Source organism: Desulfobacula phenolica (assembly GCF_900105645.1).
Classification (GTDB): domain Bacteria; phylum Desulfobacterota; class Desulfobacteria; order Desulfobacterales; family Desulfobacteraceae; genus Desulfobacula; species Desulfobacula toluolica.
The window spans coordinates 224,887-237,641 of sequence record NZ_FNLL01000004.1 but is presented as its reverse complement, the minus strand read 5'-3'; the positions used below and the strand labels follow the sequence as shown (position 1 = coordinate 237,641).

8 protein-coding genes are annotated in these 12,755 nt (G+C 45.7%); 7 read left to right on the top strand and 1 reads right to left on the bottom strand.

The window, feature by feature from the left end; all coding sequences use genetic code 11:
- Positions 1-32: 32 nt before the first annotated feature.
- Positions 33-1,610: an ATP-binding protein gene (locus BLT94_RS08215; RefSeq protein WP_092232587.1), complete on the top strand. Its 1,578-nt coding sequence runs from the start codon at positions 33-35 to the stop codon at positions 1,608-1,610.
- 103 nt (positions 1,611-1,713) lie between these two features.
- Here the strand turns inward: BLT94_RS08215 and fabG are convergent, their stop codons facing one another.
- Entirely contained in the window at positions 1,714-2,457 is a 744-nt protein-coding gene (fabG, locus tag BLT94_RS08210; protein WP_092232584.1) for a 3-oxoacyl-[acyl-carrier-protein] reductase, read from the bottom strand.
- A gap of 237 nt (positions 2,458-2,694) precedes the next feature.
- Between fabG and BLT94_RS08205 the strand changes: the two genes are divergently transcribed.
- The 6 genes from BLT94_RS08205 (at position 2,695) to BLT94_RS08175 (ending at position 12,746) form a co-directional block, all read left to right on the top strand.
- The gene (locus BLT94_RS08205; RefSeq protein ID WP_092232581.1) at positions 2,695-4,518 is read left to right on the top strand and encodes a PAS domain-containing sensor histidine kinase; all 1,824 of its coding nucleotides are present in this window, start codon (positions 2,695-2,697) and stop codon (positions 4,516-4,518) included.
- Between the two features lie 310 nt (positions 4,519-4,828).
- Positions 4,829-5,419, top strand: coding sequence for a response regulator (locus tag BLT94_RS08195; protein WP_092232575.1), 591 nt, complete (start codon positions 4,829-4,831; stop codon positions 5,417-5,419).
- On the top strand, positions 5,416-6,294 hold the full coding sequence (locus BLT94_RS08190) for a methylenetetrahydrofolate reductase (RefSeq protein ID WP_092232572.1): 879 nt from the start codon (positions 5,416-5,418) through the stop codon (positions 6,292-6,294). Before BLT94_RS08195 ends, BLT94_RS08190 begins: the two co-directional genes overlap by 4 nt.
- 154 nt (positions 6,295-6,448) lie before the next feature.
- Positions 6,449-7,735 (top strand): (Fe-S)-binding protein, encoded by a 1,287-nt coding sequence (locus BLT94_RS08185; protein WP_014956421.1) that lies wholly within the window; start codon positions 6,449-6,451, stop codon positions 7,733-7,735.
- A 15-nt stretch (positions 7,736-7,750) separates the two neighbouring features.
- Complete coding sequence (locus tag BLT94_RS08180; RefSeq protein WP_092232569.1) at positions 7,751-12,184, top strand: NAD(P)-binding protein; 4,434 nt, start codon at positions 7,751-7,753, stop codon at positions 12,182-12,184.
- A gap of 136 nt (positions 12,185-12,320) precedes the next feature.
- Complete coding sequence (locus BLT94_RS08175) at positions 12,321-12,746, top strand: hydrogenase iron-sulfur subunit (RefSeq protein ID WP_281243364.1); 426 nt, start codon at positions 12,321-12,323, stop codon at positions 12,744-12,746.
- Positions 12,747-12,755 lie beyond the last annotated feature (9 nt).

The window sequence follows — 12,755 nt, the reverse complement described above, 5'->3', positions numbered from 1 at the left end:
ATTCTTAAAAATATTATAACAGGATATTTAATATGACTTATCGACGAGAAGATATTGAAAATCAGTTAAAAAATTCAGGTGATCAGTTTATCCATGTTCTGGATAATCTTAATTCCGCCATATCTGTTGTGGACATGGATACTTATGAATTGTTGTTTGTCAATAAAACTCTTGCAGGATATATTGGAAAGCGTGCATCTGATTTGATGGGAAGGATCTGCTGGGACGTGTTTTTTGAAAATAAGAAAACGCCATGCAGGTATTGTACTAACGGGAAAATGGTGGATAAAAACGGTCAGCCAACCGGGCTTCATGTCCGTGACTTTGAAAATAGATATTTAAATAGAGTATTTGAAATTACAGATCAGGCCATCCAGTGGTCAGATGGCAGGTTGGTAAAATTGAGTGTTGCAACGGATATTACAGAACGCAAATTAAGGGAAAAAGAAAAGGTTGATGCATTGAAGTTTTCATTTGATCAGGGAAAATATGCTCTGGTCGGTCAGGTGGCAGGGAAAATGGCTCATGATTTTAATAATATACTGGGGGCCATCATGGGAAATGCTGAGATTTCGCTTCTGGATTGCCGGGAAGAAGAGACCATAGAAAACTTGCAAATTATCCTGGAACAGACAATACGGGGGAAAAATCTGACCCGGAACCTTGTGGCATTTGCAAAAGACCAGGAAATTAAAGAAGAATATTTTAATATTCATTCAATGATCAATCTGGTAATTCACTTGCTGGACAAAGATCTTGACGATACAGTTGTCGTGAGAAACTTTAACTCTGATCTGCCTGAACTGCTGGCTGATCCCGGTATGATCGAGCATGCGCTGGTTAACCTTGTTCAGAACGCGATTCATGCCATGAGTCTTGTAAAAAAACCGGAGCTTACCATAAAAACATATGTCAGATCAAAAAATCTGTTTGTTGAGATCATTGACAATGGGTGCGGGATTCCTGATGAATATCATGAGGATATCTATTCTCCATCATTTACCTTGAAAGGCAGCAGAGATTTTACAGGGGCATACAGAGTTGGTATCAAAGGGACAGGATATGGCCTGTCCAATGTTAAAAAGTATATTGAAAAACATAAGGGCAGCATTTGTTTTGAAAGCAAAACAAATCAAGGAACCAAATTTATTATTTCCGTTCCTATCATTAAAAAAGACCTGACAAAAAATGAAAAACGCCTTGTTTTACAAAAAAAAGTCATCAAAGGAAGAAGAATCCTTTTGGTGGAAGATGAGCCTTCCATATCAAAAGTTCAATATAAAATATTATCAAGTGAGCCATTTTGTCACAAGATCACAATTGCGCAAACCGGTGAAATAGCCATGGATGAATATGATAACGGTGAATTTGATCTGATCAGCCTGGATTATTTACTGCCGGGAAATTTTAACGGGTTTGACATATACAGGCATATTCGTACAAAAGATAAGAATCTCCCCATTGTTTTTGTGTCTGGAAATTTCGCTTTCCTGGAATCCATAAAAGAGTTGTTAAAAACCGATAAAAATATGGATTATGTGTCCAAACCATGTGAAAATATTGTGTATGCCACGACCATTAATAAATGGCTTCAAAAGCAATCAAGTTAAAAAAGAGCAATTGGTTTAAAACGGAAGATCACAAATTATCATATCTGTTTTTTTTCATGGCAAGTCATGGTCAGAAAACCTACGGATAAAGATCAAGTCCATTTTACAGCACGCCTCCATTGATACCTATCACCTGGCCGGTAATATATCCGGCGTCTTTTGAACATAAAAAAACAACTGCGGCGGCAACTTCTTCGGGTTTGCCAAGTCGGCCGGCAGGTATGGTTTCGGCTATTTCCTTCACTGGCAGGCCGTCAATCATTTCGGTTTCTATGAATCCGGGTGCCACGGCATTCACTGTAATGTTTCTTTTTGCAATCTCCCGGGCAAGGGCTTTGGTGGCTCCTATAAGACCGGCTTTTGATGCGGAATAATTAACCTGGCCTGCCTGACCTGTCTGCCCGGATGTGGAAGAGATGTTGATGATTCTTCCAAACCGCTTGGACAGCATGTTTTTAACGGCAAGCCGTGTGACATTGAAAAAGCTCGTAAGGTTCGTGTCAAGAACGGTCTGCCAGTTTTCTTTTTTCATCCGGACCATGAGCATATCATTTCTGATACCGGCATTATTAACCAAAATATCTATTTTCCCTTTTTCTTTGATGATTTTTTCAATGGCCTGTTCAGATTCTTCCTGGCTGGTGACATCAAATTCAAGCAAAGCCCCGTTTCCACCGTTTCGTATGATCTCTTCCAGGGTTTCAGCCGCTTTTTCCCGGTTTGAATGGAAATTAAGGTACACAAACCGTCCGGTCCGGGCAAGGGCCTGGGCGATTGATTTTCCAATCCCTCCACTGGCACCCGTTACCAGAGCTATTTGTTCGTTATCTGTTTTTATATCCGTCATGTTTTCTCCTTTATTTATTCCGCTTAACCATAAAACCTAATGTTTTGCTCTTTGAAAAGTGAAAATAATTATTTGTTTTCACTTTTAATATAGCCGGAGGCTTTAGTCAACCGTCTCATAAGCTTAACAAAAGGTTTGGTTTGTGTCAGTATTGAACATGCGGGATCTTGACAAAAAATAAGGCGGCAAGTATTAATTGAAGTCATACTTACATTTTTCGTTTAAAGGAGATATCTCATGGCTGATCACACTCCAAAGCTCCTGGATGCACTGGATGCGTTTGAGGAAGGTATTTATATCATCAATGAAGATTATACCGTGGAATACATGAATAAATTCATGAAAGAGCTGTTTGGGGACGGGGTGGGCAAAAAATGCCATGAGGTGCTGATCGGATCTGGCATCCCTTGCACCTGGTGTAAATATACTGAAGTATTTGACCAAAATGAAACCCATCACAGCGAGGTGCATATTGAATCGGTTGATAAAATATTTGCCCTGTCTGAACTTCCTGTAACCAATCAGGACGGAACCAAATCCAAGTTGTCCATATACCGGGATATTACTCACAGTGTTCGGCAGGAGGAAAAACTCAAATCCTCCGAGGAAAGTTATCAGCGGCTGTTTAAACATGTGGGGTGTGGCGTGTTTATCAGCAGCCGGGAGGGGCGGTTCCTTGATGTTAATCCTGCTTTGTTGAAAATGCTCGGTTATACGGACAAGGAAGAGTTTCTTTTGCTTGATCTTGCAAGGGACGTTTATTTGACGCCCGGAGACAGACAAAAATATACACAGATAATAGAAAAAACAGGTCATGTTGTTGATTACGAGTTAAAATGGCGGCGGCGGGACGGGAATATTATCCATATTTTGTTAACCAGCACTGTCCGTTATGATGCCAATGGGGAAAGTCTTGGCTATGAAGGCATTGTCGTGGATCAGACCCGGAGAAAAAAACACGAGGACCAGATCAAAAAAGCCCATGATTTTTTGGATAAGATCATTTCGTGTTCTCCCAATGCCATTATGGCAATGGACTTGAAAGGAGTGATCCGGCTGTGGAATAAGAGTGCTGAAGATATCTTCGGGTTTAAGGCTGCCCAGGTGGTTAAAAAAATGACCATTCAGCAGATTTTTTCAAAAAAACTGGCTAAAACGGTTATGGAAATGATGCGCAGCGAAAATTATGGGGGCAAAGGAAAACTGAACTCCTATCCATTGAATTTTGAACGCGATGACGGCGAATTGGTTGAAGGAAATCTTTCTGCAGGCATTATTTATGATGAAAAAGGCAATGAATGGGCAACGGTCGGGCTGTTTGTGGATTTAAAGGAGCGGCTTAAAACGGAAAGAGAACTCAGTGCGGCAAGACAGCACCTGCTTCAGTCGGAAAAACTGGCTGCCATGGGTCGGCTCACCTCCCAGATCGCACACGAACTGAACAATCCGCTGTTTGGCATCATGAACACCCTGGAGTTGATGAAAACCGAGATTTCACCTCAAAATAAGCGAAGAAAACTTCTGGACATGTCGTTGTCGGAAATTGAACGGCTGGCGGATATGCTCAAAAAAATGCTGTCGTTTTCAAAACCGGATCAGGACAAACGCATTAAGATTGATATTAATGTTGTGCTTGATGAGCTGCTGTTGCTTTACGAAAAACGGTTCAGGGAAAGCGGCATAAAATTAAAGCTTGATCTTGTCCATGATTCGGAAGAAATCCTGGCCTCCAGAGATCAATTGCGCCAGGTGTTTATCAACCTGTTCTCCAATTCCATGTATGCCATGCCCGACGGCGGCACCCTTGAAATCTCCACCAAACTTGTTTCCGAAAAGCTTTACATCACGGTAAAGGATACGGGAACAGGAATAAAGCCAGAGCATATTGAAAAGGTATTTCATTCTTTTTTTACTACCAAAACACAGAATGTTCAGGGCGTTGGGCTGGGCCTTTCCGTCTGCTATGGGTTTATCAAGGATCATGGTGGCGAGATTGTTGTTGAATCTGAAGAGGGAAAATGGACAAAGTTTACCATTATGCTTCCCCTTGCGGGCAAATAGGCGACAATCAGTTCGCCACGGCCCTGATTATCGCCGTGAACGGCTTGTTTGGCGGCTGATTTGCGAAAAGATTTCTTCGTGTCATGGATTTGTTTAAAAAAAACAGGCGGTTGGTTTTTTTTAAATAGATTTGATTTTTTTTATGTTTGCTGTTTTCATGAAAAGCCTTTGTGGTCTTGTGTTTTTCGTCGAATCGGGTGCTTGTTGTGTAAGCTATGGTTATTATAGGAATTAATAATGCTTGACAAAGTATATTATATAAAATAACTATAATAACTGAACCCATAAAAATCGTCGAGAAGGAGGTGTTATGGAAGACACGTTGACTGTATTCACTGCAAGCAAATACTGCAATGTTTCGTCTAAGACCATCATCAACTGGGTGGAAGCCGGTCATATTAAGGCGTATCGCACTGTTGGCGGACATCGCAGGATCAAAAAATCTGATCTTGAAGCGTTTATGCAAAGCCAGGGAATTCCCATTCCTGAGGCGAAAGAAGGCGGCTCCGGAAAAAAGATTCTTGTTGTGGATGACGATATGATCATTGTAGAGTCAATCGTACAGGCATTGGAAGAAGATGAATTTGACTATGAAGTTATTTCAGCCTCGGACGGTTTTGAAGCCGGGCTTCAAGTCAGTCATTTTCATCCGGATCTGTTGATTCTGGATATTATGATGCCGGATATCAAAGGCTATGATGTCTGTAAAAAGATCAAGGCAAACGAAAAAACAAAACATACCAAGATTATCGTGTTATCAGCATACCTGGATGACGATAAATTTGCCCGTATGAAAGAGTATGGTGCTGATGTTTGTTTTTCAAAGCCGTTGCCCCTGCCCAAGCTCAAAAAAGAAGTGGCTAAATTGCTTGGATTAACAGCTGAAGGAGGCAGATCATGAATTTAAAGGAATCATTAGAAAAAAAGAGATTTGTCGTGACATCCGAAGTACAGGTTCCCCTCGGTGATGAAGAGTCCGAGGGGCTGGTTGAAAGCCTTGGAAGGGTAAAAGGCCGCGTGGATGGTTTGTCAATCGCTGAAATAGAACTTGAAGGTGTTGTAAGCGACACCATTAAAACCTGCGGTCTGTTAAAAGAGAACAACCTGAATGCAATTTATCAAACCACCACAAGGGATAAAAACCGGTTTCAGTTGCAAAAGGATTTGACACTGGCCCATGAAACAGGTGTTGACAATCTTCTGGTGTTTACGGAAGACTACAGGATTTCCGGGGATACGCTTCAGGAATCCATGTTTTTTCATGTTGATTCCGGCAAACTGGGATCAGTCCTGAATCACTTGAAACAAGGGGTGACCATTGAAGGAAAAGAGCTTGAGAGTAAAGTTGAATTTTCCCTTGGCTCCGGGATTGAAACCCCCTGGGGAAAAAGCATGCCAAAACGCGGCATGGAGGAAATGGAAGATATGATGAATGTGGGGGCGGGATATTTTTTGACGACGCCTATTTTTGATATTGACCAGTTTGCAAAGTTCATGAAGCAGGTTGAGCCTTTTAGAGTTCCGGTTATTGCCGAAGTCATGATTCTAAGAACAGCAGGAATGGGAAAATTTTTGAATCGCCATTTTAAATCCGGACTTGTGCCTGAATGGGTTATCCAAAAGCTGATGAATGCAACAAACAAAAAAAAGGCAAGTATGGAGCTTTTCGCCGACACGGTTAAAAGTTTGAAAGATATCTGCCAGGGGGTTCATATCGTAACCATTGGGGGGGTTGATAATCTGGTGCAGTATTTGAATGCTGCCAAATTAAGATAAGAAAACATCAGAACAAGAAACATCAGAACAAGAAACATCAGAACAAGAAACATCAGAACAAGAAACATCAGAACAAGAAACATCAGAACAAGAAACATCAGAACAAGAAAGAATTAAGACAAGGGAGAATTATTAAGTAAGGGAGACTTTTAAAATGGCAGAGGCAATTAAGATTGATGAACTGGACATTGAACTTAAAGATGCCGTCCTGGAAAAGGTGCCGGACGCAAATTTTGATCTTTGTCTGACGTGCGGAACCTGTACCGGGGGGTGTGCAGCCTCGGAACTGTTTGATATGGACCCCAGAAAACTTATTCGGATGCTGAATCTGGGCATGGACGATGAAATTCTCAAAAGCGACTGGAAATGGGTGTGCAGCATGTGCGCACGATGCGTGGCAGCCTGTCCCATGAACATCAATATTCCGGCTCTGGTTTATAATATTCGCAATATGGTTCCACGGGAAAAACGGCCCAAGGGGATTCTCGGGTCCTGTGACCAGCATATCAAGACGGGCAGTGCCATGGGCGCGAAAAAGGATGATTTTGAATTCACCGTTCTGGATGTGGCCGACGAAATCAGGGAAGACCATCCCGGGTTTGAAGATCTTCAGGTGTCTGTGGACAGGGAAGGTGCGGCAATGGTTTTGAACCAGAACTCAAGAGAGCCTGTGACCGAACCCGAGGAAATGGGGCCGTTATGGAAAATTCTTCATACGGTGGGTGCTGACTGGACCTATCCTTCGGTGATGTGGGCCGGAGAAAATTATTGCATGTTCATGGCTGATAATGAGGGATGGAAATATATTATCGAGGAATTTGTTCATCATGTGGACAATAACTTGAAAAGCCCCCTTGTGGTCAATACAGAGTGAGGTCACTCATATTTTGCGATCCTGGAAGGATTGCGAAGATTTAACATTCCCCATAAGTTTAAACTTGTTACGATTATTGAACTCTATGCCCAGTGGATCAGAGAAGGCAAACTCAAGGTAAATTCAGACTGGAATAAAGAGATCGGCGCTAAATTTACAGTGCAGGACCCCTGCAATATCGGACGAAAAACCGGGTCAAATAAAATTGTGGATGATTTGCGGTTTGTCATTAAAACCGTTGTGGGTGAGCAAAATTTTATTGATACGGTTCCCAACCGGGAGAACAACTATTGCTGCGGCGGCGGCGGTGGTGCTTTGCAGGCTGGATTTCCCGATCAGAGAAGGGCCTACGGCAGAACCAAATTCAATCAGCTTGCGGCAACCGGTGCAACTTATGTGATCGCACCCTGTCACAATTGTCACGGCCAGATTGAAGATATTGGTGAGCAATTTGGCGGCAATTATCATGTGGTTCATTTGTGGACTATCATTTGCCTTGCCATGGGGGTGCTTGCCGATACGGAACGAACCTATCTTGGGCCGGATCTGGCCGGCGTGGGACTATAAAAAGGAGGAATCCAAATGGCCGAAAAAGGTAGAGGGTCGGTAATGGTTGTGGGTGCCGGCATTGCAGGTATCCAGGCGTCACTGGATCTGGCGGATTCGGGATATTTTGTATACCTTGCGGATAAAAACACAGCCATCGGCGGAACAATGGCGCAACTGGATAAAACCTTTCCCACCAATGACTGCTCCATGTGCATTATTTCGCCAAAACTGGTTGAAGCAGGCAGACACCTGAACATAAAATTGTTAACCATGACCGAGATTGAGGGAGTTACCGGCGTTGAAGGGGATTTTACAATAACATTAAAGGAAAAACCGCGATTTATTGACCTGGAAAAATGCACGGCCTGCGGGGAATGTTCCGCTGTCTGCCCGGTGGAGCTTCCCAGCCGGTTTGACGAGGAGCTGGGAAACCGCAAGGCCGCGTTTAAACTGTATCCCCAGGCCATGCCGTCGGGTTATGCCATTGAGAAAAAAGACAAGGCCCCCTGTCGTCTGACATGTCCTGCCGGGCTGAATGTTCAAGGATATGTCCAGATGGTCAAGCAGGGCAAGTACAGAGAATCATTGGAAATCATCATGGAACAGCTTCCCCTGCCCGGAGTGCTGGGTCGTATCTGTCCTCATGAATGCGAGGATGCCTGCCGAAGGTGCCAGGTGGATGAGCCAGTGGCCATCCGGGATTTGAAACGGCTTGCAGCAGACAGTTTTGATCCAAGGGATGTGAAGATTGAGTGTGCGCTCAGGATCGGCAAAAAAGTGGCTGTCATCGGTTCCGGCCCGGCCGGTTTGTCAGCAGGATATCATTTGGCCAGAAAAGGGGTGGATGTCACCATATTTGAAGCATTGCCCGAGGCCGGAGGTATGCTGAGGGTGGGCATTCCCGACCATCGCCTGCCCCGGGAGGTACTGGACAAAGATATTGAAGTGGTCACCAACCTGGGTGTTGACATTAAATTTAATGTCTGTCTTGGCAGGGATTTTACCGTGGACAGCCTCATGGCGGATGGTTTTGATGCGGTTTTCCTCGGTCTGGGCGCTCATAAGGGAATTGCCCTGGGCATTCCAGGAGAAGGATTTGACGGGGTGAGGCAGGGCGTGGATTTTCTGCGGGAACTCAACCTGTCCGGGAAAACCAGGGTGGGCAAGCAAGTGGCGATTGTCGGCGGCGGTAATGTGGCCATTGACGTGGCCAGGTCTGCGGTCAGGCTGGGGGCAAAAGAGGTGACCATCCTCTATCGCAGAACCAGAAAAGAGATGCCGGCCTGGGAAGAGGAAATCCGGGCTGCAGAAGAGGAAGGCGTTGATATCGTCTATCTTGCCGCCCCCCAGAAGCTCATGGAAGAAAACGGGAAACTGGCTGCTGTGCGGGTGATCAAAATGGAACTGGGCGAACCTGATGCCTCGGGCAGAAGACGTCCCATCCCTGTGCCGGGCAGTGAGTACGATATTGAAATTGATCAGCTTATTTGCGCAATCGGTCAGCGCCCGGATCTTACCGCCCTGGAAGATATGGCAGGTGTGAACATCACCAAATGGGACACCACCCGGGTGAATCCGTTGACCCTTGCCACGGACCGGGAAGGGGTGTTTGCGGGCGGGGATCTTCAGACAGGTCCCAGTGTCGCCATTGCAGCCGTGGCAGCCGGTATGGAGGCGGCTGAATCCATTTTCCGGTATCTTCAAGGATTGGATATGGAAGAGGGAAGACAACTGCCAGTGGTTGAAAATCCAAAGTTCCAGCCGATTGCAGAAGATATGAAAACTGAAAACCGTTATAAAATGCCTGAACTTGCCCTGGAAGACCGGGCCGGTAATTTTAATGAGGTGGAGCTGGGATTAGGTGAGGCAGAAGGCAGAAAAGAGGCGGCAAGGTGCCTGAACTGCGGATATTGTTCCGAATGCATGCAGTGCGTGGATGCCTGCCTTGCCAATGCAGTGGATCATTCCATGACCGGCAGAACCCACACCATCAACGTGGGGGCGGTTATTCTTTCTCCCGGGTTTACCCCTTTTGAACCAACGCAGATGACCTCCTATTGTTACGGCCACAGCCCCAATGTCATGACCAGCCTGGAGTTTGAAAGAATTTTGTCGGCTTCCGGGCCATATGACGGTCACCTGGTCCGGCCCTCAGACAATGAGGAACCCAGAAAGATCGCCTGGCTTCAGTGCGTGGGATCAAGGGATATCAATAAAGGTGATCATTCATATTGTTCGGGAGTCTGCTGCATGTATGCCAACAAACAGGCGGTGATTGCCAAGGAACACAGTGGCAAAAATCTTGATACTGCAATTTTTTTCATGGATATGAGAACCCATGGAAAAGAGTTTGACAAGTATAATATGAGAGCCCAGGATGACAGCGGGGTCCGGTTTATTCGGTCAAGAATTCATTCCGTATTTCCCGAACCCGGAGATTTCTACAGGATTGTGTACTCTTCTGAGGCCGGTCACATGGTTGAGGAAATTTTTGACATGGTGGTGCTGTCCATAGGGCTTTCACCCAATAAGGACGCCCAAAGGCTGGCGGATAAAATGGGCATTGAACTGAATCATCACGGGTTTGCCCGTACTGACAACCTGTCGCCTGTGTGTACCAGCAAAAAAGGGATCTATGTGTGCGGCACTTTCCAGGAGCCCAAGGATATTCCCGCTTGTGTTATGGAAGCTTCGGCGGCTGCGGCCAGTGCATCCATGGCCTTACAGGATGCCAGGTGGAGCCAGACCAGAACCAAAGAACTGCCGCCGGAGAGCGATTTTTCAGGGCAGGCTCCCCGCATCGGTGTGTTTGTGTGCAACTGCGGCATCAATATCGGCGGTATTGCCGATGTTCCGGCAGTCAGGGATTATGCGGCAAAACTGCCCCATGTCGTCCATGTGGAGGACAATTTGTTTACCTGTTCCCAGGATTCCCAGGATCACATGAAACAGGTGATTCAAGAGCATGATCTTAACCGGGTGGTGGTGGCATCCTGTTCCCCTCGAACCCATGAACCCTTGTTCCAGGAGACCATAAGGGATGCAGGCCTGAACAAATATCTGTTTGAGATGGCTAATATCCGGGATCAAAATACCTGGGTTCACATGAACGACCCGGATAAAGCCACTCAAAAAGCCAAGGATCTTGTTCGAATGGCAGTGGCCAAAGCCGCATTTGTAGAACCCTTGCACCAGGTGGCCCTGGAGATTAAAAAATCTTTGCTTGTGGTGGGCGGCGGCGTGGCCGGTATGGAAGCAGCTCTTTGTGCAGCCGGCCAGGGAGTTGATGTTCATCTGGTGGAAAAAACAGCAGTTCTGGGGGGTGTTGCCAGGAATCTGAATGCCACCTGGAAAGGGGAAAATATCCCTGATTATCTTGAAAGCCTGATTGCCAAAACCCATGCAAGTGAAGCTATTCATCTGTATCTGGATTCTCAAATCGCATCCTTTACAGGCTCCATGGGCAATTTTATCACCATCGTTAAAAACAATGAAACCGGACAGCAAAGCAGCATTGAACATGGGGCCGCCGTTCTTGCCACCGGCGGAAAAGAATACAAGCCCCATGAATATCTTTACGGCGAACACCCCGATGTCCTGACTCATCTGGATATGGATGCGGCATTGCGGGAAAAGGACTCTCGAATTGAAAAGGCAAAGTCTGTTGTGTTTATCCAGTGTGTAGGCTCCAGAAATGAGCAGAACCCTTATTGCAGCAAGGTTTGCTGCACCCATAGCCTGAAAAGTGCCATTGCCTTAAAAGAAATGGACAGGCGAAAAAAAGTTTATGTTATTTACCGGGATCTTCGCTCTTATGGTTTCAGAGAAGACCTGTACCAGACAGCACGGGGCCTGGGCATTTTGTTTATCCGGTATGATCTGGAAAAAATGCCGGTCTTGAGGGAAAATGCCAATAAACTGCTGGAATTGTCCGTGATTGACCATATTCTGCAGATGCCGGTGACAATTCATCCTGACCTGGTGGTTCTGGCTTCGGGGGTTGTGCCTGGAAACAACAAAAAATTGTTTGAAAAATTAAAAGTGCCGACAAACGCTGAAGGGTTCCTGGTGGAGGCCCATGCCAAGCTGCGGCCCGTGGATTTCGCATCGGACGGGCTGTTTGTGGCGGGCCTGGCCCATTATCCCAAGCCTGTTGAAGAGAGTATTGCCCAGGCAAGGGCGGCGGTTGCCAGGGCCATGACCATTCTTTCCAGGGACTCGTTGATGGTGGGCGGTGTGGTGGCCAGGGTGACTCCTGAAAAATGCGCGGTCTGCCTTACCTGTGTGAGGACCTGTCCCTATGGTATTCCTTATATCCATGAGGACGGATATGCTCAGATTGATGCTTCCGAGTGTCATGGATGCGGGGCTTGTGTGGCGGAGTGTCCGGGCAAGGCAATCCGGCTGGATCATTTTACGGATCAGCAGATAATGGCAAAGACGGATGCGCTTTTTGAAGATGCATAAAAGGTTTATGATGTTTGATTGTTTGCAGGCTTTTAGTGTTTATAAGCTTTGAATGTTTGTAAAATTTGAACGGTTGTAAAATTTGTATGTTTATAAGTTTTTAATTTTCATAAGCGTTGATGAACGGAGGTTAAACATGACCCGGGAATTTGAACCCAGGATAATCGCATTCTGCTGCCAGTATTGAGCTTATGCAGCCGGGGACCTGGCAGGTTCCATGAGACTGTCCTATCCAGCAGACGTTAAAATTATTCAGGTGCCCTGCACGGGACGGGTGGACATTCTTCACCTGCTGAATGCCATTGAAGACGGAGCGGACGGGGTTTATGTGGCGGGATGCCTTGAAGGAGAGTGCCATTTTAAAGAGGGCAATCTTAAGGCCCGAAAAAAAGTGGAATATGTTCAACGGACATTGACGGAGCTTGGCATTGAGCCTGAACGGGTGCAAATGTACAATCTTTCGTCGGCCCAGGGTGCGAGATTTGCCGAGATTGCCAATGAGATGGTGGCCTGCATCAGGGAGTTGGGGCCAAGTCCGGTGAAAAAACACCATGCAGCGTGAAGTTTTAAG